At 56.5% G+C, this 20,542-nt stretch carries 28 protein-coding genes; 15 read left to right on the top strand and 13 right to left on the bottom strand.

Annotation, left to right across the window (positions count from 1 at the left end):
- Positions 1-112: 112 nt before the first annotated feature.
- The gene (locus ACR0MS_RS01955; protein WP_480568379.1) at positions 113-484 is read right to left on the bottom strand and encodes a Crp/Fnr family transcriptional regulator; all 372 of its coding nucleotides are present in this window, start codon (positions 482-484) and stop codon (positions 113-115) included.
- Positions 485-574: 90 nt separating this feature from the next.
- Between ACR0MS_RS01955 and ACR0MS_RS01950 the strand changes: the two genes are divergently transcribed.
- Positions 575-1,132 (top strand): hypothetical protein, encoded by a 558-nt coding sequence (locus tag ACR0MS_RS01950; protein ID WP_480568376.1) that lies wholly within the window; start codon positions 575-577, stop codon positions 1,130-1,132.
- Positions 1,133-1,240: 108 nt separating this feature from the next.
- On the opposite strand, the gene ACR0MS_RS01945 is transcribed toward ACR0MS_RS01950, so the two are convergent.
- Positions 1,241-1,915, bottom strand: coding sequence for an SOS response-associated peptidase (locus ACR0MS_RS01945; RefSeq protein ID WP_480568373.1), 675 nt, complete (start codon positions 1,913-1,915; stop codon positions 1,241-1,243).
- 260 nt (positions 1,916-2,175) lie between these two features.
- On the opposite strand from ACR0MS_RS01945, the gene ACR0MS_RS01940 reads away from it, so the two are divergent.
- From ACR0MS_RS01940 to ACR0MS_RS01910, 7 genes are all read left to right on the top strand, one after another.
- On the top strand, positions 2,176-2,571 hold the full coding sequence (locus ACR0MS_RS01940) for a hypothetical protein (protein ID WP_353390390.1): 396 nt from the start codon (positions 2,176-2,178) through the stop codon (positions 2,569-2,571).
- 154 nt (positions 2,572-2,725) lie between these two features.
- Positions 2,726-3,100 (top strand): hypothetical protein, encoded by a 375-nt coding sequence (locus tag ACR0MS_RS01935; RefSeq protein ID WP_353390392.1) that lies wholly within the window; start codon positions 2,726-2,728, stop codon positions 3,098-3,100.
- Between the two features lie 184 nt (positions 3,101-3,284).
- Positions 3,285-5,243 carry a threonine--tRNA ligase gene (gene thrS, locus ACR0MS_RS01930; protein WP_480568370.1) on the top strand — a complete coding sequence of 653 codons (1,959 nt, stop codon included), beginning with the start codon at positions 3,285-3,287 and terminating at the stop codon, positions 5,241-5,243.
- A 221-nt stretch (positions 5,244-5,464) separates the two neighbouring features.
- Positions 5,465-5,767: a BufA1 family periplasmic bufferin-type metallophore gene (locus ACR0MS_RS01925; protein WP_480568367.1), complete on the top strand. Its 303-nt coding sequence runs from the start codon at positions 5,465-5,467 to the stop codon at positions 5,765-5,767.
- Between the two features lie 70 nt (positions 5,768-5,837).
- Positions 5,838-6,695: an MNIO family bufferin maturase gene (gene bufB, locus ACR0MS_RS01920; protein ID WP_480568364.1), complete on the top strand. Its 858-nt coding sequence runs from the start codon at positions 5,838-5,840 to the stop codon at positions 6,693-6,695.
- Positions 6,692-7,453 carry an HvfC/BufC family peptide modification chaperone gene (locus ACR0MS_RS01915; protein WP_480568361.1) on the top strand — a complete coding sequence of 254 codons (762 nt, stop codon included), beginning with the start codon at positions 6,692-6,694 and terminating at the stop codon, positions 7,451-7,453. The genes bufB and ACR0MS_RS01915 overlap by 4 nt, the downstream gene beginning before the upstream one ends.
- Complete coding sequence (locus tag ACR0MS_RS01910) at positions 7,450-7,968, top strand: hypothetical protein (protein ID WP_480568358.1); 519 nt, start codon at positions 7,450-7,452, stop codon at positions 7,966-7,968. Before ACR0MS_RS01915 ends, ACR0MS_RS01910 begins: the two co-directional genes overlap by 4 nt.
- 1 nt (position 7,969) lies before the next feature.
- Here ACR0MS_RS01910 and ACR0MS_RS01905 read toward each other — a convergent pair whose 3' ends face one another.
- Entirely contained in the window at positions 7,970-8,338 is a 369-nt protein-coding gene (locus ACR0MS_RS01905; RefSeq protein ID WP_480568356.1) for a hypothetical protein, read from the bottom strand.
- Positions 8,339-8,379: 41 nt separating this feature from the next.
- Positions 8,380-8,697 carry an ArsC/Spx/MgsR family protein gene (locus ACR0MS_RS01900; protein ID WP_480568608.1) on the bottom strand — a complete coding sequence of 106 codons (318 nt, stop codon included), beginning with the start codon at positions 8,695-8,697 and terminating at the stop codon, positions 8,380-8,382.
- Positions 8,698-8,912: 215 nt separating this feature from the next.
- On the opposite strand from ACR0MS_RS01900, the gene ACR0MS_RS01895 reads away from it, so the two are divergent.
- Positions 8,913-9,119: a cold-shock protein gene (locus ACR0MS_RS01895; RefSeq protein ID WP_170382500.1), complete on the top strand. Its 207-nt coding sequence runs from the start codon at positions 8,913-8,915 to the stop codon at positions 9,117-9,119.
- A gap of 79 nt (positions 9,120-9,198) precedes the next feature.
- Here the strand turns inward: ACR0MS_RS01895 and ACR0MS_RS01890 are convergent, their stop codons facing one another.
- Positions 9,199-9,498 carry a hypothetical protein gene (locus tag ACR0MS_RS01890; RefSeq protein ID WP_480568353.1) on the bottom strand — a complete coding sequence of 100 codons (300 nt, stop codon included), beginning with the start codon at positions 9,496-9,498 and terminating at the stop codon, positions 9,199-9,201.
- 70 nt (positions 9,499-9,568) lie between these two features.
- Positions 9,569-10,480, bottom strand: coding sequence for an FAD-dependent thymidylate synthase (gene thyX / locus ACR0MS_RS01885; RefSeq protein ID WP_480568350.1), 912 nt, complete (start codon positions 10,478-10,480; stop codon positions 9,569-9,571).
- 175 nt (positions 10,481-10,655) lie between these two features.
- Here thyX and ACR0MS_RS01880 point away from each other — a divergent pair, with 175 nt between their 5' ends.
- From ACR0MS_RS01880 to ACR0MS_RS01870, 3 genes are read left to right on the top strand one after another with little or no spacing between them, the layout of a single operon-like run.
- A complete protein-coding gene (locus ACR0MS_RS01880; protein ID WP_480568347.1) occupies positions 10,656-11,084 on the top strand; it encodes a VOC family protein in 429 nt (142 codons plus the stop codon).
- Positions 11,081-11,785, top strand: a complete 705-nt coding sequence (locus ACR0MS_RS01875) for a DUF1194 domain-containing protein (RefSeq protein ID WP_480568344.1) — start codon at positions 11,081-11,083, stop codon at positions 11,783-11,785. Before ACR0MS_RS01880 ends, ACR0MS_RS01875 begins: the two co-directional genes overlap by 4 nt.
- Positions 11,782-12,504: a DUF1194 domain-containing protein gene (locus ACR0MS_RS01870; RefSeq protein WP_480568341.1), complete on the top strand. Its 723-nt coding sequence runs from the start codon at positions 11,782-11,784 to the stop codon at positions 12,502-12,504. The genes ACR0MS_RS01875 and ACR0MS_RS01870 overlap by 4 nt, the downstream gene beginning before the upstream one ends.
- Here ACR0MS_RS01870 and ACR0MS_RS01865 read toward each other — a convergent pair whose 3' ends face one another.
- The 3 genes from ACR0MS_RS01865 to ACR0MS_RS01855 form a co-directional block, all read right to left on the bottom strand.
- Positions 12,505-13,002, bottom strand: coding sequence for a MarR family winged helix-turn-helix transcriptional regulator (locus tag ACR0MS_RS01865; RefSeq protein WP_171122081.1), 498 nt, complete (start codon positions 13,000-13,002; stop codon positions 12,505-12,507).
- Between the two features lie 77 nt (positions 13,003-13,079).
- Positions 13,080-13,337, bottom strand: a complete 258-nt coding sequence (locus ACR0MS_RS01860; RefSeq protein WP_480568337.1) for a succinate dehydrogenase assembly factor 2 — start codon at positions 13,335-13,337, stop codon at positions 13,080-13,082.
- Positions 13,334-13,726: a helix-turn-helix domain-containing protein gene (locus tag ACR0MS_RS01855; protein WP_480568334.1), complete on the bottom strand. Its 393-nt coding sequence runs from the start codon at positions 13,724-13,726 to the stop codon at positions 13,334-13,336. Before ACR0MS_RS01855 ends, ACR0MS_RS01860 begins: the two co-directional genes overlap by 4 nt.
- Before the next feature lie 91 nt (positions 13,727-13,817).
- On the opposite strand from ACR0MS_RS01855, the gene ACR0MS_RS01850 reads away from it, so the two are divergent.
- Positions 13,818-15,020 carry a pyridoxal phosphate-dependent aminotransferase gene (locus tag ACR0MS_RS01850; protein ID WP_480568331.1) on the top strand — a complete coding sequence of 401 codons (1,203 nt, stop codon included), beginning with the start codon at positions 13,818-13,820 and terminating at the stop codon, positions 15,018-15,020.
- An 11-nt stretch (positions 15,021-15,031) separates the two neighbouring features.
- On the top strand, positions 15,032-15,433 hold the full coding sequence (locus ACR0MS_RS01845) for a hypothetical protein (protein WP_480568328.1): 402 nt from the start codon (positions 15,032-15,034) through the stop codon (positions 15,431-15,433).
- Here the strand turns inward: ACR0MS_RS01845 and ACR0MS_RS01840 are convergent, their stop codons facing one another.
- Entirely contained in the window at positions 15,434-16,807 is a 1,374-nt protein-coding gene (locus ACR0MS_RS01840; protein WP_480568325.1) for an MATE family efflux transporter, read from the bottom strand.
- Between the two features lie 104 nt (positions 16,808-16,911).
- Positions 16,912-17,835 carry a polyphosphate kinase 2 gene (gene ppk2, locus ACR0MS_RS01835; protein WP_480568322.1) on the bottom strand — a complete coding sequence of 308 codons (924 nt, stop codon included), beginning with the start codon at positions 17,833-17,835 and terminating at the stop codon, positions 16,912-16,914.
- A 127-nt stretch (positions 17,836-17,962) separates the two neighbouring features.
- Between ppk2 and ACR0MS_RS01830 the strand changes: the two genes are divergently transcribed.
- Positions 17,963-18,838, top strand: coding sequence for an alpha/beta fold hydrolase (locus ACR0MS_RS01830; RefSeq protein ID WP_480568319.1), 876 nt, complete (start codon positions 17,963-17,965; stop codon positions 18,836-18,838).
- Positions 18,839-18,842: 4 nt separating this feature from the next.
- Here the strand turns inward: ACR0MS_RS01830 and ACR0MS_RS01825 are convergent, their stop codons facing one another.
- Together ACR0MS_RS01825 and ACR0MS_RS01820 are read right to left on the bottom strand one after the other, a co-directional pair.
- On the bottom strand, positions 18,843-19,451 hold the full coding sequence (locus tag ACR0MS_RS01825) for a carboxymuconolactone decarboxylase family protein (protein WP_480568316.1): 609 nt from the start codon (positions 19,449-19,451) through the stop codon (positions 18,843-18,845).
- Positions 19,452-19,569: 118 nt separating this feature from the next.
- The gene (locus ACR0MS_RS01820; RefSeq protein WP_480568313.1) at positions 19,570-20,385 is read right to left on the bottom strand and encodes a class I SAM-dependent methyltransferase; all 816 of its coding nucleotides are present in this window, start codon (positions 20,383-20,385) and stop codon (positions 19,570-19,572) included.
- Between the last annotated feature and the right edge of the window lie 157 nt (positions 20,386-20,542).

The raw sequence follows: 20,542 nt of genomic DNA, 5'->3' as shown, positions 1-20,542 counted from the left end.
ACCCCGGGTGTACCTTTCGAAACCACTCTAAACGTTGCCGCGCGCTCAATGCTGCAAGGCACCACTCGCGTCCAACTTTGCGGGTCAACTCCTCGCGCATCAAGTTATTACCTCATTCGCGTATGCTTTGGAAATTTACCATTAGGTCCATCAACTGCGCAGCTGGCATTGTCGCAGCAACGGCGTCGTCCAAAATCTCAATATCCACCAACGAACATCCATCTGATGTTCTGGCCATGTTGGGCGTTATCACCATTGGAGCGGCGTACAGGTTCAGGGTTACCTCCGTACCATCGGCATCGGTGACTACGCTTCGCGCACGTCCACTTAGTAGGAAATACTCATTCTCGTCTCGCTCACCTTGGCTCGACATGTAAGTTCCGATTGGCCAGTTACGTATTTCGAATGCATTTACCAGTGTCTCCCGATCTTTGTCCGGGAGTTCCATCATGAATTCTTCGATGGTTTTCAGATGAATTTCCACTCTACGCGCCCCTAACTCACGTTATCAAATGATAATGCTTGAACCGGCCGCGCACTGATAGTCCAGCATCGTCAAAGTTGGAGAAAATCTATGAATAACTCACTTCCCTACCCACATCATGGTTCACGAATGCTGCTGTTCTGGTGCGCCGCGATGCTCGTTTACTTTCTTATGGTCTTCGGTCCGCTTGCAGATATTGAACGGATCACCGGGGTTAGGGCATTTGACTTGCGACCAAACGGCTATTCCTACGCTGATGCCTTGGCACTCATTTCCGCACTCGGAGAAGAAGGACGACGAGTTTATCTTACCATGCAAATTCCACTGGACACGGTGTACCCGGCTATATTGGCGATTTCGAGCGCCAGCTCGCTTTATTGGTTGGCGCAATCCTTTGGCTCGACTGCTCGATGGTATCGAGCCGTTGCCGCTGTAGCTTATCTTGCGGCAATCGCGGACTATGCTGAGAATGGGTTGATCGTCTGGATGCTAAATGCCGGTCTTGGCGTTCCCGAAGCACTGGTTACAGCGGCAAGTTTGGCGTCGGTGAGCAAGGCTTTCTTTTCGACGATTGTGTTTACCGCCTTGCTGATTGCTCTAGTCGAGTTCGCTATACGGAGAATACGCCAGCGACCAAAGTTCAGTTGAACGTCCGCTTCGGGCTCGGTGCAGTCATCTGACAAAAATCGTCGGAAGTCTGAGGCGAGATGGTAAGCGGACATTCATTGACGTGAACTCTCTCCAACACCGTGCCGTTCAAAGACAAGTGTCAGACTTTTCTCCTACGCCCGATCTGACGATATCCATCTCATCTGAGGCATAGGGCTTTAGCAGTTCAAAGGCCTCCGCGGCGCTGCCACCCAACCAGGCCTCATAATCACTAGGACGGAGTATGACTGGCATTCTCTGCGGATGTATTGGACGCACAATGTCATTCGCTGAGGTGGTTATCACTGTGTATGCTGGAACCTCTTCTCGCCCTTCTTTGCCATCGTATCGCGATACTTGCCACATCTCGGCAAACGCAAATGGTGGGCGAGCCCCGGAGCCCTTGAGCGCGAACCAGTGGTATGTGGCTGGATTGCGCCCTTGCGCCTCGCAGAACGAACTTGCAGGTACGAGACAACGGCGCTCTTCGAAGCTGTTCTTCCACAGCCCGCTCTTCAGGACCTTGTCGTCCCGCGCATTGTTCCAGGCATGAGGTTGCAGGATGGCGCCAGTTTTTTTTGATTTCTTGGTCGTTCGAAACCCCCAGGACAGAGACACGAGTTCACGCGCCCCGTCTTCGTCTTTCCTGACGATGGGCGCCATGTGCTTTGGGTAGATTGCTGGAAGCGGTTCCGCGTTTCCGAGCCTGTCTTTTTCTACAGCGACGTCGAATAGCTGCCGCATCGCATCTGCCGGGGTCGTATTCGAATAGAGGTTACACATTAATCTGCCTCACTTACCTCAGCCTCTCGGATAAATAGATGGCGAACAACAGTTCAGCCCACGATGACGAAAGCCACGGCTACGCTAATCCTGAATGCATTTGTACAGCTTCCCTAGGAAAATTGAGAGAGACATAAATGCGGCCTTGCCTGGTGCGTCTATAGAGTGCGCAAATGATCGCAATTTGGCATCCATTATGCTATACAAAAGATATACATATCTCTTGGTGTCTTCACCTTCTGAGAACAGAGGAGTCCACTGTGCCAACACCTCTCTTCAAGCCCGGTCATTCTGGTAATCCCGGTGGACGACCTAAACTGGATCCCGAGACAAGAAAGTTGATCCAGTCGAACGGCGAGATCGCTGTGAAACGCATGAACGATCTGTTGTCGATGGACGAACTCTTCAATCGCCGGGATGAGAATGGTGAATTTGTATCAGGAAAACTTTCGGGGAAAGAACAAATTGCCTTGCTGGCCTTAGCTCAGGACCGAGCATTCGGACGCGCTGATGGCGTTAGCATCACCCATACCCACAGCGGAACAGTCGGCATGAGCGTCAATCCAACACAGCGTCTCAAAGATATCAGCGATCGTCTTCCAGAGAGATTGGCGCAGCAGAAAAGGATCGAGTCAAAACTGGATGACGACGAATAGTCTCCAACCATCACGTAGCTACTGCCGGGTTTAGAGGTTTGGGTTTGTGCCTACAGGCCATGCGCCCGCACACGTAAGCCGCCTCGAGTTGACGACCCTATATTGTATTTGATATCGAAGGCGCCCTTTTCCAAAAAATTAGGAGGACCTGCATATGTGGGTAGCATTCTCGACGCCCGAGGGTTCGGGCTTTTTCTCTGCCGTTGCAAAGGATGAGGACGGCAAGACCAGCGGGCCGAACATCGGTTCTCGCGTCTGTCTGCGGTTCCGCCGCGCTCAGGACGCCGAACTTCTGCGCGATTATGGTATGGACGGCGAGGTGATCGAAACACCGAGCGGCGACTATCGTTTCCGTGCGTTCATTCCACGCAACCACCTCGTGACCGTGCTGATGAACTTGGGCAATCACATGTCCTACCCCAATTTCAAGAGCAGCATTCCCGAGGATGACAAACTACTAGCAAACGCCTGCCACGAGGCATGGGCAGTGTTCGGCGACTTACAGGAGGGCGGGCCATACGGTGCATGACAGTGATTGCACCGCCCAGACAATCGCTATATGAGACGCGTCGTGGCTTTATTGTCGCCAAAAGCCACAAAACAGTGACGAGTGACGCCGAAACGTCCAGAAAAATTACTGTTTTCAGAACCTTAAATGGCGATACCCGCAACCGGGCGTTCAGTGGGCGCCAAACCGACGAGGAGAGCCGACAATGGCCCTGGATTCAAAATCCGTCTCTCTCACCTTTCCCGATGGCAATGCACGCAGCTATGACGCAGGCGTCACACCCGCGCAGGTGGCTGCCGATATTTCGACTTCGCTGGCGAAAAAAGCGATCTCGGCCACGGTAAACGGCCAGCACTGGGACCTTCAGTGGCCCATCGAAGCCGACGCGCAAATCGCCATCCACACCATGAAGGATGAAGCGCAGGCCAATGAGCTGATCCGCCACGATCTGGCGCATGTCATGGCCCGGGCCGTGCAGGAAATCTGGCCCGCGACCAAAGTCACCATCGGCCCCGTGATCGACAACGGCTGGTACTATGACTTCGACCGCGAGGAACCCTTCACGCCCGAAGATCTCGGCCTCATCGAGAAAAAGATGAAAGAGATCATCAATAAACGCGACCCCGTCACGACCGAGGTCTGGGACCGCGACCGCGCCATCGACTTCTACAAGGCCAATAATGAACCCTATAAGGTCGAACTGATCGAAGCCATTCCGGGCGACGAGCCGCTGCGCATGTATTGGCACGGCCATTGGCAGGACCTGTGCCGCGGTCCGCACCTGCAGCATACCGGTCAACTGCCCGGCGACGCGTTCAAGCTGATGTCCATTGCCGGTGCCTATTGGCGCGGCGACAGCGACCGCGCCATGCTTCAGCGTATCTATGGTGTGGCCTTCACCGGCAAGGAAAAGCTGAAAGCCCACCTGCACATGCTGGAAGAGGCCGCCAAGCGTGACCACCGCAAACTGGGCCGCGAGATGGACCTGTTCCACATGCAGGAAGAAGCTCCGGGTCAGATCTTTTGGCACCCCAACGGCTGGACCATCTACACGCAGCTACAGGACTATATGCGCCGCGCTCAACATCGCGGGGGCTATGTCGAAGTCAACACGCCGCAGGTCGTGGACCGCAAGTTGTGGGAGCGTTCGGGACACTGGGACAAGTATCAGGAAAACATGTTCATCGTCGAAGTTGACGAGGAACATGCCCGCGAAAAAGCGGTCAATGCGCTCAAACCGATGAACTGCCCCTGTCACGTCGAGATATTCAAGCAGGGTTTGAAATCCTATCGCGACCTGCCTCTGCGTATGGCCGAGTTTGGCTCCTGCGCGCGATACGAGCCGTCGGGGGCCCTGCACGGGATCATGCGCGTGCGCGGGTTTGCTCAGGACGACGCGCATATCTTCTCGACCGAGGATCAGATCGGTGACGAATGCGCCCGTTTCATCGGGTTTCTGACGGATGTCTACCAAGACCTCGGGTTTGAAAGCTTCAAGGTCAAGTTCTCGGATCGGCCCGAGCAGCGTTCCGGCTCGGATGAGGTTTGGGACAAGGCAGAAGAAGCCCTGCTCACCGCGACCCGCGCGGCAGGTGTCGAGCCCGAACTGAATCCCGGCGAGGGCGCGTTCTATGGGCCTAAACTGGAATTCGTGCTGACCGACGCGATTGGGCGCGACTGGCAATGCGGGACTTTCCAGGTGGACTTCGTCCTGCCCGAGCGGTTGGACGCCACCTATATCGGAGCCGACGGCGCCAAGCACCGCCCCGTCATGCTGCACCGCGCCTGCCTTGGCTCGTTTGAACGCTTCATCGGCATCCTGATCGAAGAACACGCCGGTAAGCTTCCGTTCTGGCTGGCTCCGCGTCAGGTCGTTGTTGCGTCGATTACGTCCGAAGCCGACGCGTATGTTCTGGAGGTTGTTGAAACCCTCAAGGCCGCGGGCGTTCGGGCCGAGGCTGATATTCGCAACGAAAAGATCAACTACAAGGTCCGCGAGCATTCGGTCGGTAAAGTACCCGTCATCCTCGCCGTCGGTCACCGTGAAGTTGACGAACGCACGGTCAGTGTCCGTCGTCTTGGCGAGAAACAAACGCAGGTACAGTCACTTGAGACTGTAACAATTGAGCTGTCCAAGGCAGCGACTCCGCCCGATCTGCTGTAACATTCGGCAATTATTTGCCCCTCATCCGGCCCCGATACAGGGGCCGGATTGAAATATTTTCCTTTTTCGATTTCAAAAACAATATGTTAACCTGCAAGAGGGCATGACACTGCCTGACGGGGTTGTGAGACACGGGCTCGTGAATTTAACTGGGCCCTCCAAGCCACTACCTTTGTCATTGTTAAACACAGACATACGCAGTCATCAAAAGGATTACCGAGATGTCGAACACCGCTAAATCCCTCGTTATCGCAAGTGCCGTTGCAGCAGCAGTATCTGGCATGGCAACCACCGCAACCGCGCAAGCCAAAGAAAAATGCTATGGCGTTTCGCTGGCTGGTGAAAACGATTGCGCTGCGGGCCCCGGCACCACCTGCGCCGGTACGTCGACCGTAGATTATCAGGGCAACGCATGGACACTTGTCGATGCTGGCACCTGCGCTGATATCGAACTGCCGAAATCGGCTGACGGTTCGGACCGCAAAGGCTCGCTGGATCCGCTGGAACGCGACCTGCCGGCATAAGCCTGAGCCTAGAAGAATTTGGGGGCGGGCCATATCGCCCGCCTCTTTTTCGTGACCGGGGAATACTCTCATGCTGGACAATGCAATCCGATCGAACAGACTGCCTTCGGCACCGGGCGTCGGCTACAAACCCCAGCACTTCGCCGAGATCATCGAAAACGCGAACCCGGTTGCCTGGCTTGAGGTTCATGCCGAGAACTACATGGGAGACGGCGGCAGACCGCTTGCGCAGCTTCGTCACCTTTCGGAACAATTCCCCATTTCAGTTCACGGCGTTGGCCTGTCCATCGGGGGGGAAGCTCCGCTGGTCCCTGATCATCTGGCCCGTCTGAAGCACCTTGTCGGCTGGCTCAACCCCGCCAGTTTCTCGGAACATCTGGCTTGGTCGACCCATGACAGCCATTTCCTGAACGACCTGCTGCCCCTGCCCTATACCGACCAAACCCTTGCCCGGATTTGCGAGCATATTGATCAGGTGCAAGAGGTCGTCGGCCGGCAGATGCTGCTGGAAAACCCGTCCAGTTACCTCGCCTTCGAGGAAAGCACTTGGTCCGAGCCCGAGTTTTTGGCCGAAATCACCCGGCGCACCGGATGCGGTCTGTTGCTGGACGTGAACAATGTGTTCGTCTCGGCCACCAATCTGGACTTCTCGCCGCAGGGCTATATCGACGCCTATCCGCTGGACAAGGTGGGCGAAATTCATCTGGGCGGTCATGACGAAGACGAAGATGACCACGGTCGCCCCTTGCTGATCGACAGCCACGGGCGCGAGGTTGTAGACCCTGTCTGGACGCTACTGGACTATGTGCTTGAGAAATCAGGACCAAAACCCGTTCTGATCGAATGGGATACAGACGTACCCGACTGGCCCGTCTTGAGGGCCGAAGCGGATCGGGCACAGGCGGCATTGGACCGCATTCCGGCATGAGTGTGTCTCAGACCGCATTCCATACTGCCTTGTTGGACCCGTCCAAGGCAGTTCCAGACGGTTTGGTGGATTCCTCCGATCAACCTGCTGGCCGCCGCTTCAGCGTGTATCGCAACAATGTGGCTGTTTCGCTGACCGAGGCGATGCATCAGGCTTTCCCGGTGATCACCAAGCTGCTCGGGACGCAGAACATGGACGGGCTGTCCGGGATATTCCTGCGCCAGCACCCGCCAACAACCCCGCTGATGATGTTCTATGGCGAGGAGTTTCCCCAGTTCCTGACCGGAATGGAGCAGTTGGCGCATCTTGGATACCTCGCGGATGTTGCCCGGTTAGAGCTGGCTCTGCGCCGTTCTTACCATGCAGCTGACAGCACGGCAGTCGATGCCGAGGCGCTGGCCGTTTCCCCCGAAGAGGTCATGCAGGCGAAACTGGAATTCGCGCCTTCGATGCAGATCATCCGGTCCGAATGGCCAGTTTTCTCGATCTGGCGCTTCAACACACAAGACAATGCGCCGAAGCCTCAGGCCGTCGGCGAAGATGTATTGGTCACGCGACCAGAATACGATCCCGCTCCGCATTTGCTGCCCGCAGGTGGCGCGGATTGGATTGCAGACATGATGACAGGTTTGACCATTGGTCAGGCTTTTGAAAACACGTCTGCAACCACACCTGAGTTTGATCTCGGGACCACTCTGGCGCTGCTGCTGCAAGGTGGCGCCATTTCTTCTGTGACTATCGAAAGGCTGGCACAATGACTGCCCTGATCTCTCTACACAACAACGTTCTGGGACGGCTGGACAGCTCAGCCAACTGGCTGACCCCGACGCTTGCACGGTTGGTTTTTGTAGCTGTTTTGTTTGTCTATTATTGGAACTCCGCAACGCTGAAAATTGATGGCTCCATTTTCTCAGCTTCCGCTGGTGCGTTCGGTCAGATTTTCCCCAAGGCGGCCGAGGCTGTCTTGTACGATGTTACCCAGATGACCTTCTTCCAGCGCATCGTGATCTTCTTTGGCACCGTGGCCGAGTTTGTTCTGCCGGTCTTGTTGCTGGTTGGATTGCTGACACGGGTCGCGGCGCTGGCCATGATCGGGTTTGTGTGGGTGCAAACCATTGTCGACGTCACCGGCCACGGTGTGAAACTGGGCGGTCTGTTCGACAACGCCATCACGCTGATGGATCAGCGCGTCATGTGGACGTTTCTGTTCCTGGTGATCGTCATCAACGGCGCGGGTCCGATCTCGCTCGATCGTCTCCTGCGCCTGAAGTGATTTAGAAATGCGCCTTGGGCTCGTCCGGTTTACCCGCGGCCAGCCCAAGGAGCCCTGCCACCGCCGCAAATGCCACTGGGAACATGGTAAAGGCGTTAAAGCCGAACGCATAGTACATGCCCGCCGCGGAAATCAGCAGTAAGACCCCACCAAACAATGCCCGCGCATGGGCCATGGCCCCACCTGCGATTGCCAGCAACGGCGCGATGATGGACATGGTTTGGATGAGTTGAGCGTTTTCTACCTGCTCGGCCAGCCCTTCGACTTCGCCGAACCGGTCAATCAGCTCTACATATCCATAGCCAAAAAAGCCGACAATCATACCGATCAGCCCGGCAATCACACCCAGTATCATCGCTGCATTACGCATTTTTCGTCCTCATTCTTGCGTCAAAGCAGATAGGTACGCATTCAGGAAACGCCAAGTGCTGTCCTTGTTTCCGCTGTCCAGCCCAGAAAAAGCGCGCCATCCCGTTCGATCAATGGGCGTTTCATCAGGGTCGGGTGATCCTGTATCAGCTCCAACGGAGGTCGCGCGCGTTGCTCTTCGTCCAGACCACGCCATGTGGTTGACCGTGTATTGAGCAAACCACCGCCGAAAATATCGAACGCCTCAGACAGCACAGATTCAGGCACGCCTTGGCTGCGAACATCAACGAATTCGGCAGAAGGAAGTAATTTCAAAGCCTTACGGCAGGTATCACATGTCTTTAGACCAAAAAGGCGCATTTTTAGGCAACTCCTGATTTTGAGCCAATTTTTAGCATTTTCGCCCGCTTCTCTCGGTAATTCTTGATTTTTTACTTCACCGTGCAATGTTGAAAAAGACGAAATGCGCAATCCGGGCCGTGGCGTGTGGGCGAGGCGGTGATGTGTTGCGGTGGCGTCAATCACTACCCCCACCAATTTGTGGGACAACGTGTAAGTAGAAGGAGACACGGGAAATGCCAACTGGCACCGTGAAATGGTTTAATACCACTAAAGGCTATGGGTTTATTGCCCCTGATGAGGGCGGCAAGGACGTATTTGTTCATATCTCGGCCGTAGAACGGTCCGGTCTGACCGGGCTCGCTGACAATCAGAAAATCTCGTACGAACTGCAAGACGGACGTGATGGCCGCCAAATGGCTGCTGATTTGAAGCCGCTTTAAATTTCCCCGTAACTGCGGGACCTAAAAACAGGCCAACGGCTAATTTCCAGCCGTTGTCCGCCACTTAGGGTGTGCGACCTTATCCTCGGGCCGGTTTTTCTTCGGCACGATTGTGCCAGTCTTGTCCCATTGCAACGATGCAGGACGTGCCCGTTGAATAGGTGACGACCATAGTCCAGTCACCTGACTTGCTGGTCCAAACTTCCATCAACTGTTCGGGTCCGCGCAAACCGGTTGCGTGCCGCTTGGCCCCGAACTGACGAAGAAGCTTGTCATGCATTTTAGGCGTCGGTTCACAGATCACCTCAGCAATTGGCGACTTGGCATAAACCGGAGTCGCCAACAACAACCCAACGCACGCGTATCTGAATCCTGTCATAAATGTCATGCACTGATCGTAACAGTTTCATGACAAAATGTATAGACAACCGATATGCTTTAGCCGGATATCATCCTTTCTGGATGACCTCCTGAAACTCGCGCCATTCCCGCGCGGTCATCCCGGAATTCTCCTGCGTCACAGCCTCGCCCGACAGCATTCTGCGCAGGCAATCGACCATCTGGGCAGACAGGTTTACCGCGCCCAGCCGATAGTCTTCGAACGCGCGATAGGCAAAGGGCACCCAGTCGGCGACGATCTTGCACATGGTGTCGGCATAAACACGGATTTCATACTGGGCATGCGGGTCAGCGCGCAAACGCAGGAAGTGGAACAGATTGTGCAGGTCCACCTTCCAATACCACTGTGTATAAATATTTGCAGGCAGGTTCATCCGCGCCAGTTCGCGCGCCAATCCTTGCTGGCCATCCTGACTGATCATCGCCTCGTAATTGTCGTAACAACGGGCGCTGTCTGCCTTGAGCATCTCCAGAACGCGCGCAGCCTCTTCCCCCTGCAGCGCGTCGCCCCGGCCCTGGTTGTTGACCTCGGACTGCGCGGCCACGTGATCAGGTGCGGGAATATAGAACTCACGATCGAGGATCGAATACCGGGCCGAGTATTCATTCACATTGGCCGTCCGGTGCCGAATCCACTGGCGCGCGACGAAGACAGGCAGTTTGACATGCAGCTTGATCTCGCACATCTCGAACGGGGTCGAGTGCCAGTGCCGCATCAGATAGCGGATCAGACCTTCGTCGTTCTGAACGGATTTGGTGCCCTTGCCATAAGAAACGCGGGCGGCCTGACAAATGGCGGCGTCATCGCCCATATAGTCGATCACGCGCACGAAACCGTGGTCCAGCGCTTGATGCGCGGTGTACAGATGATCCTCCATTCCAGCTGCCACAACGCGGCGTGTTGGATGCGATTGCGCCCGTTGCGCTTCGATCTCGGCCAGTTGGTCGGTGGACAGCGGCATGAATATTCCTTTCCAGCAATGAGTCGCTCACCACTATATCTCGACAATCTCACGACCGGAACCGCGATATGTGCGACATGCACAGCTAATGGAAAAATGTGCTCCGACGACCTCTCGACACGCTTGGTCTGCGCGCTAAGCTGCTGGTTATCACCGAAATAGAAAGGAAGCCGCAATGGGGCTCACATACCTCCACACCATGGTGCGTGTAAAAGATCTAGAGAAATCCATGGCGTTTTATGAGCTGCTTGGCCTGAAAGAGACACGCCGCTACGACAGTGAAGCGGGGCGTTTTTCCTTGATCTTCATGGCACCTCCGGGACAAGAGGACCGGCCGATCGAACTGACTTACAACTGGGATGGGGACGACACGCTGCCCAGTGACAGCCGGCATTTCGGCCACCTCGCCTATGGCGTGGATAACATCTATGACATGTGCCAGCAGTTGCAGGATAACGGGGTCGTCATAAACCGCCCGCCACGCGACGGCAGAATGGCTTTCGTGCGATCCCCTGACAATATTTCGGTCGAACTGCTGCAGAACGGTGAGGCTCTGGAACCGGCAGAGCCTTGGGTCAGCATGGACAGCACTGGCCACTGGTGATCCGCTGGTTTGCAACACTGGGTCTGGCTGTCATGGCCGGCTCCCTGAAGGCCGAGACCTGTCGCCTCGCCCTTGCGCTGGCCATGGATATCTCGACCTCGGTCGATGCGACCGAGGATATCTTGCAGCGGCAGGGTTTGGCGGCCGCCCTCATCGCGCCCGAAGTCACGCAGGCGTTTTTCTCATCCCCCATGCCCGTTGCCCTGGCGGTTTACGAATGGAGCGGTCGTGACACACAGCACGTCATTCTGGACTGGACGATGATCCGAACCCAGGCTGACCTGCTGACCGCAGCCGCGACGGTTCAAAGCTCGGTCAGAACCGACAGTGGGTCGGCCACGGCCATGGGATACGCGCTGGCATTCGGGGCGACGCTGATGCAACAGGCCCCGGTGTGCCTGTTCCAGACCATCGACCTGTCTGGTGACGGGTCGAACAACGATGGGTATGGACCGGATTCAGCCTACAGGCACTTCCCGTTTGAAAACACGGTGGTCAACGGTCTGGTCATCAACGCCGCGGATTTTGAGGGAGAGTTGTTTCTCATCCCGTTTTTCGAGAACAACGTCCTGCATGGCCCCGGCGCATTTCTGGAAGTCGCGCAGGGTTTCGAGGATTTTGAACGCGCAATGCGGCGCAAGCTGGAACGCGAATTGAAGGGGCTGCAAATTGGTGCCCTTCAAGATGTCGGCGCCGAATGATACGTCCGATCGCAATTGCGCTTTCTCTTTTGGGCAGCGTGGCGGCGTCCGACTGCAGACAGGCACTGGCCTTGGGTCTGGACGTATCGGGGTCGGTCGATCGAGCGGAGTACCGGTTGCAACTGGATGGAGTTGCCGCTGCATTGCAAAGCCCTGACGTCCAATCGTTGATCCTGTCCGAAGGGCTGGCACCGGTTCGGCTGGCGATCTTCGAATGGAGTGAAACCCATCACCAGCGCATACTTTTGCGCTGGACAGACATCCACTCTGCCCAAGACCTTGCGAGGATCGAAAGCCATTTGAACTCTGTGACCCGAAGCAATGCGCCGCAAGGCACGGCGCTGGGATCGGCAATGCAGTTCGGGGCCAATTTACTGACAGAACAATCCGAATGCTGGATACGAACCCTCGATGTCTCGGGGGACGGCAAGCGCAATCTTGGCCCCCACCCACGAGACGTCAAGAACGAGTTGTCCAGAAGTGGCATTACCATCAATGGGCTGGTCATCGGGGTCGACGACGCCGACCAGTCCGACCAACACGCCATGCAAGTCAGTGAACTGTCGGCCTATTTCACCGCCTCGGTCATCATGGGCCCAGACGCATTTGTGGAGGTCGCTCTGGGATTCGACGACTACGAAGCCGCGATGACCCGCAAATTGATCCGAGAACTGGAGGGGCTGTCTCTGTCCGAGGTCAGTCGAACCGCCCGCCCTTAGCTAGTAGATATAGCGGATTTGATCCGTCCAATACCGCTCAACCCGGCGCAGTGACCCGGTGATATCCTCGATCCCTTCGAACTCCAGCACTCCGCGGGATTGCAGGCCTTCGGCGTGACGAGAAAATAACTCGGATACGATGTCCCGGATCTGTCGCCCTTGAGGGGTCAGGCGCACCCGGACGGAACGGCGGTCAATCTCGCACCTCTGGTGGTGCATATAGCCCATTTCGACAAGCTTTTTCAGGTTATAACTGACATTGCTGCCCTGATAATACCCGCGGCTTTTCAGTTCGCCCGCCGTAACCTCGTGATCGCCGATATTAAACAGCAGCAACGCCTGCACAGCGTTGATTTCTAATACGCCGACGCGTTCGAACTCATCCTTGATGACATCCAGAAGCAGACGGTGCAGCCGCTCGACCAAGGCGAGCGCCTCAAGGTAGCTGGTCATGAAACCCTTGGCCGCCGGTGCGGAGACCTGCATTTCCATACTCATCTGATCCTCCGATTCAATCGCGCTGTTTCACGCAGCATGAATCGAAAAACCGAAAAATCAGTTAAGTTCGTTTTTCGCTACTTCTGAAATGTTTGCGCGATTTCCGAAACCAGATCGGAATAATGCGCAGGCGGCGTGACCTGCCCTGTGACCCACTGATATAGGTCCTGATCATTCTCGTGCAGAAGCGCGTCGTAGACATCCAGCCCGCCCGCGTCCATCCCGGCAAGGTTTCGATCCGCATATGCCGAAAGGATCAAGTCCATTTCCTTGATCCCCCGACGCATCGAGCGCATCTTCAGGCGTTTGATCCTGACATCCCGGGTTTCGGTCACTTGCCTTGCTCCAGCATCAGTCGGACGCGCTTTTCCAGACGCGCCGCGCGCTCGGCACTGGCGCGCATTTCGCCCCGGATCGAGCGCAGCTCGGCTACAACCTCGGCCAGTTCCGGCGCACCTTCGTCGGCTTCGGCGGGTGCATCCATCCCCTCGCCTTCGCCGGTCAGCAACCACATGATCGAGACATTGATCATGCCGGCCATCATCGACAGGCGGTTGGCCCGCGGCTCGGACAGGTCATTTTCCCATGCGGCGATCGTGGCCTTCTTTACCCCCAATCGGCGCGCCAATTGAGTCTGGCTCATTCCGGCAGCTTCACGTGCAGCAGCTAGGCGATCTCCGAATGTTGCCGAGTCCGGTCCATACCAGTCGTTTTCGTCGTTCATTCGGGTCTCCAATTCTTAAGGTCATATTGCTTGATCGTCATTCGGGCGCACCCTATGACAGACAGGTTGATCATTCAAACCGAGGGCCCCAATGAGTTTCCTGTCTGCGACACTGTCACGCGTAAAACCGTCGCCTACAATCGCAATGACGGCCAAAGCCGCCGAATTGAAGGCCGCGGGACGTGACGTTATCGGGCTGAGCGCCGGGGAACCGGACTTCGACACCCCTCAGAACATCAAGGACGCAGCGGTTGCGGCTATCGCCGCAGGCAAGACGAAATACACCGCGCCTGATGGTATCCCCGAGCTCAAACAAGCCGCCTGCGCCAAGATGAAACGCGACCACGGGCTGGACTATACGCCTGCGCAGATTTCAGTGGGCACGGGTGGTAAACAGACGCTCTACAACGCGCTGATGGCGACCATGAACGAGGGGGATGAGGTGGTCATCCCCGCGCCCTATTGGGTCAGCTACCCCGACATGGTGCTGCTGGCGGGCGGCACCCCGGTGGTCGTGGAAACGACGCTCGAGAACAACTTCAAGCTGACCGCTGACCAACTTGAGGCCGCGATCACGCCCAAGACCAAATGGTTCATCTTCAACTCTCCGTCCAATCCGACCGGTGCGGGGTATAGCCGCGCGGAACTGAAGGCGCTGACCGATGTGCTGATGCGTCACCCGCATGTGTGGATCATGTCGGACGATATGTACGAACACCTCGCCTATGACGGGTTCGAGTTCTGCACCCCGGCCGAGGTTGAACCGGGCCTGTACGAACGCACATTGACCTGCAACGGCGTCTCCAAGGCCTATGCCATGACCGGCTGGCGGATCGGGTATGCCGCCGGGCCAGAGGAACTGATCGCTGCAATGCGCAAGATCCAGTCTCAGTCAACGTCGAACCCCTGTTCGGTCAGCCAATGGGCGGCGGTCGAGGCATTGAACGGCACACAGGCGTTTCTGGCCCCGAACAATGAGACGTTCAAACGCCGACGCGATCTGGTTGTGCGGATGCTGAATGAAATTGACGGCATTACCTGCCCCACGCCCGAGGGTGCATTCTATGTCTACCCATCCATTGCGGGGCTAATCGGCAAGACATCACCCGCAGGGACGGTGATCGAAAACGACGAGGCGTTTGCGACCGCCCTGCTGCAAGAGGCCGATGTCGCCGTCGTCTTCGGCGCAGCCTTTGGCCTGTCACCAAATTTCCGCGTCAGCTATGCGACATCGGATGAGGCGCTGACCGAAGCCTGCACGCGCATACAACGCTTTTGCGCGTCTCTGACCTGATCGGAGGTTTCATGACAGCAATATTGCCTGAATATTATTTCCGTGTCCGCGAAAACGGTGCAGCAGTTTTCAAGATCGACACTGAAAACCGCCAACGCCGGATCGAGATGGATCAGATTGCTGTCATCAACATCCGCAACGGTGAGGTCAAACCGCATGGCCAACGGACACTGTCCGAGGCTGATCGGGCGGAAATCGCCCGGTGGATGGAAGACCGCAAAGCGCTGTTGGCCCGCCGGGATATCGACGACATTCACCGTGCAGTCGATTACCTGAACCTGACCACACAATGGGCGCAATCCAAGGCCACCGACGAACAGCTTGAAGACGTCACGGACCGATTGCTGCTGGCAATGCACGATCTGCGGTCGGTCCTGGTGCGCAAAAAAGCGGATCGCTTGGACAAAGGCTGATCAGGCCGAATTGCTGGCGGTCATCGGAACCTCGCGAACGGACTTAAGCCAGAACCGGGCCATCAGAAGAACGGCTGCGCAGGCCAGCCCCAGAACGAGGCCAAGCCAAACGCCGATGCCGTCCATCCCGCGCACAAAGCCAAAATAATACGACGCCGGAATCCCGATGACCCAATAGCTGAGCCCAGCCATCACCATCGGTATCTTGGCGTCCTGCAACCCTCGCAACAGGCCCAGCGCGATGACCTGCGCTCCGTCCACCAGTTGGAACAGGGCCGCCATTGCCAGAAGCCCTGTTCCGATCAGCAGGATTTGCGAACGCTGCGGGTCATCGGATTCCATGAACAGCGAAATCAACGGCTCGGCGCAGGTCAGGAACAGGATCACCGTCAGGATCGACATCACCAAGGACATCCCCGTCACCGCAATCGCACCCTTCTCAAGATGTGCCCGGTCTTTGCGTCCCAATGCGTTGCCCGCGCGGATCGTGGCCGCATTGGACAGCCCCAGATGCACCATGAACGTGGCCGATGCGAGGTTCAGCGCGATCCCGTGGGCCGCCAGCGGCACCTGCCCCAGCCAGCCCATCATGATCGCGGACATTGCAAACAGGCTGACCTCGGCCAATGTGGTCAGACCGATGGGCACGCCCAGACGCAGGACGCTGAAGAAGAACTCCCAATCCGGGCGCCAAAAGCGTTGAAACAGGCTGTGTTCGGGCAAAACCCGCACGGCATAAATCACGACGAACACCAATGACACGATCTGGGTCACGACCGAGGCAATAGCCGCACCGATAACGCCAAGCTCTGGTGCGCCCCAGTTGCCGAAGATCAGCGCGTAATTGGTGAACCCGTTGACAACAGCGGCCGTGACAGTGATCCACAATACGATCTGAGTGCGCTCGAGCGCCGCCAGATAGGATTTCAACACCATCACGATCAGCGCCGGGAACAGCCCCCAACCCGCAACCCGCAGATATTGCGCGGCGGTCCGGGCCACCTCAGGCTCCTGATCCAACGCAATCAGGATCGGGTAGGACCACCACAGAAGCGGCATCATCAACGCCGCATAGATCAGTGACAACCACAGCCCCATGCGGGTCGAGCGGCGAATGCTCGTCTCATCCTCTTCGGCGGCGGCGGTGGCAACGATGGGCATGACGGCCCAACCGAACCCGGCACCAAACAGGAACAGCACAAAGTAATAGCTGCTGGCCAGCGTGACTGCGGCCAGCGCCTCGACCCCATACCAGCCCAGCATGATGGTATCGGTCAGCCCGATGGCAAACTGCGCCAGATGCCCGCCGATCAACGGCAGGCCCAGCACGGCAATGGCCCGGAAGTGGCCGCGATATGTCATCACCTTGTTCATTGCCCCAGCCTTATGCCCGGCCAGAGGCCGGGACAAGACTAGAACAGCGAAATTTCACAATGAGACATCTGGTCCGAGGCCGGACCTAAGCCCCGGACGACCCCCTATCGCGCGTCGGGGTGCAGCGAATTGCCCAGAATATGCTCGGACCGATGGATCACGTGATGGGCCTGTCCGACGATCAACGGATCGGGCTCACCCACGATGTCATGGTCCTTGTCCGGATAATCCAGCGTCGACAGGAAGTGACGCATCGTATTGAGGCGTGCGCGTTTCTTGTCGTTCGACTTGATGATGGTCCATGGGGCGTCGGCCGTGTCGGTATAGAAGAACATCGCCTCTTTCGCCTCGGTGTAATCTTCCCATTTGTCCAAGCTGGCTTTGTCGATGGGCGACAGTTTCCACTGCTTCAAAGGATCAGTCTCACGGCTTTTGAAACGGCGCTGCTGTTCGGTTTGCGTGACCGAGAACCAATACTTGTAGAGCTGAATGCCGGAACGAACCAACATACGCTCCAGTTCCGGGGTTTGCCGCATGAAATCAAGATATTCATTCGGAGAGCAGAACCCCATGACCCGCTCAACACCCGCACGGTTGTACCAGGAGCGGTCGTAGAAAACCATTTCCCCAACCGTTGGCAGTTCCTGAATGTAACGCTGGTAATACCATTGTCCCTTTTCTTCCCACGTCGGCTTATTCAAAGCCACGACGCGGGCCTGCCGGGGGTTCAGATGCTCCATGAATCTTTTGATCGTGCCGCCCTTACCGGCAGCGTCGCGCCCTTCGAACAGCAATACGAACCGTTGACCGGTTTCCTGCGCCCAAAGCTGGACTTTCAGCAGCTCGGCCTGCAACTGGGCCTTTTGCTCTTCGTAGGTCTTGCGCGCCAGTTTGCGGCCGTAAGGATATTTCCCGCTTTCAAAAGCATGGCGAATCTTGTCCGGGCTTGGCTGGCGTTCTGCATCGGTCGGAGCCGGTATGATTTGAACCTGACCGTTTTTCTGTTCAATCTGCGCCGCTGTTTCCATTCAGTCTCTCCTTGCTACACTGTCCGACAAGGCATCTAGCAGAATGTGAAAAAACGCGCTTTGATTGGTGTCAAACTGCTACATCTTTCTTGTCGCGTTTTCGTATACACTCCAAGGGGTTCCGACTATGGAAAACAGGTTTATCGAGCTTAATGGTCAGAGTTTTCATCTGCGCAGTTGGGGCGACCCTTCGCTGCCCGTGATGCTGATGCTGCACGGCTTCCCCGAATATGGCGGAGCGTGGGGCGATCTGGCCCCGCATCTAGCCGAGCACTTTCACTGCATCGCCCCCGACCAGCGTGGATATGGTCAAAGTTGGGCCCCTGAAGGAACCGATCACTATGTCCTGTCGAAACTGGTTTCCGACATGGCAGCTCTTATCGAAAGCATCGGCGCGCCGGTCTGCGTTCTGGGCCATGACTGGGGCGCGGCGGTTGCCTATGGGCTGGCCATGTTCCGCCCGGAACTGGTCAGCAGGCTGATCATCGCGAACGGGGTTCATCCGGTTCCGTTTCAACGCGCCCTTGCCGAAGGAGGCGCGCAGTCAAAAGCATCCCAATACATCAACGACCTGCGCGACCCGGACTCGGCCCAGCGGTTCTCGGCCGATAATTTTGCCCTCTTGGAACGCTTTTTCCGGCGCGGCATGGGGGTCGACTGGCTGACGGACGAACAAATGCAGGACTACCGCACCGAATGGGCGCGCCCCGGACGCCTTGATGCAATGCTGAACTGGTACCGCGCGTCGCCCCTGATCGTCGCCGCACCGGGTGAACCCCGGACCGACCTGCCGGAACTGCCCTTGGATCGGCTGATGATCAATTGTCCGCACCTGTTGCTTTGGGGGCCCGAAGACACAGCGCTGCTGCCCGAGGCGACAGCCGGACTGGAGGAGTTTGCCCCGGACCTGACACGGATCGACATACCCGGCGCAAATCACTGGTTGCACCATCAACGCCCCGAGGTTTTGGCGCAAGCGATCAGGAATTGGATGGCGTCGTAACCGCCTAGCGATGCCCCCAATCCGCAGGATCGTCCGAGTTGTTCGGCGACAGACCGAGAATATCGCCATCCGTCGAACAACCAAGCCCCAGAACTGTCCGGTTGGCATAGGCGAAATACGCGCAGACCTGATTGATTTCGAGGATTTCGCCGTCATCCCAGCCTGCCATCCGTAGCGCGTTGACATCCGCCGCGACCATATCTGACGGAGCATCTGTCAACTTGCGCGCATACACCATCGCCGCAATCTGCGCCCCATTCAGAGGGGCGGTCTGAGGGGACTCTGCCTCGATTGCGGCGCGAATGGCATTGCCGCGATCGGGGTCGTCAAGCAGGCGCTGTAACCCGCTGAAATGGTGTTCAACGCAATAGGCACAGCGATTCAAGGAACTGACCCAAACACCCAGCACCTCAAGAAACCATTTCGGGATCGTATTGGCTGAATGGTGCAGAACATTCTTGTAAAGCGCCATGTGACCTTCCATCGAATGCGGCCGCAAGGAATGCACCATCATAATATTGTCCACGTTATTACCGGGGCCAGTCACGCGGTCGTACAGTTTTTTTAGCCTGCCTGACGCCTGATCGAACGGAATTGTCTTGATCCAACTCATTCGGTTTCCTTGCTTTTTTCACACTCACCCGGCGCACATTAAAGGCCTGCGACGATCCCTGCGAGAACCAATCGCGCCGCAGCTTCTGTTTTTCAATACCGGATGCAATCCTGAGCGTTCATCCGTCCAAGCGACAAACAAACATGGTCGCAGATAACGGCATCGTCATACCATCCAAGCCAAATCGACTTTCCAAAGCGGTCGCGATTTCCCTAACGACATCCTCTGGATCAACACCGCCACGTTCATTGATTTCGTCAATCAGCGGGTTCCCGAACACCAAGGATCTGGAAAAGACCTCTAGATCTTGAATTTCCTTTTGTATCTTTACGGTGTCATACGTCACGTTGGTCCACCCGGCAGCAGACAGGTCGTCAAGAACGACAGCAGGATCGCCATAGTGAAACGGAACTTTGTAAAACCCAGGTGGGTTGTCGGGAAATATCTTCTGCATCACCTCGTGTGCAACTTGCGAAAAAGGGTTGTCGGACATTGGGCTCCAGACATTGAAGATATATCTGCCGCCCGGTCGCAGAACGCGGGCCGCTTCTCGATAAGATGCGATTTTGTCGGGAAAGAACATCACCCCGAACTGACAGACTATTAAGTCGAACTCTGGGCCATCAAACGGAAGCTCCATTGCATTGGCGACCGCAAACTGAATGTTATCGTCACCGGAAAACTTGGCCTTCGCCACCTCCAGCATCGGCGCGTTCAGGTCGGTCACCAACAGTTTTGCCTCTGCGGGCAGCTTGTCCCGCAGGACTCTGCTGACTATTCCAGTACCCGCCGCAAGCTCGATCACCGAACCGGCAGGCTCATCGCAGCACTTTTCAGCAATGAGCGCGGCGTAGTCGACGAAGATATTTGGGCCCAGACCTTTGTCATAATGTGTCGGAATATTTCCAACGAAACTGGCCGAGTTCGTGGTCATTTCAAATCCCCCCAATTAATTGATAATGCCAAGTGGCCCGATCTTATTCGAAAATGGGTTTTCGCGCGAATGACGGCTTGTGTCCGGCAAAATCCCACAACACTTCGCGTCCCTCTTCCCCCGGACCACATCACCTGCCATAATGGGCAAAACCCAA

Source organism: Ruegeria sp. CJ2 (assembly GCF_056536745.1).
This window is presented reverse-complemented; position numbering and strand designations above follow the sequence as displayed.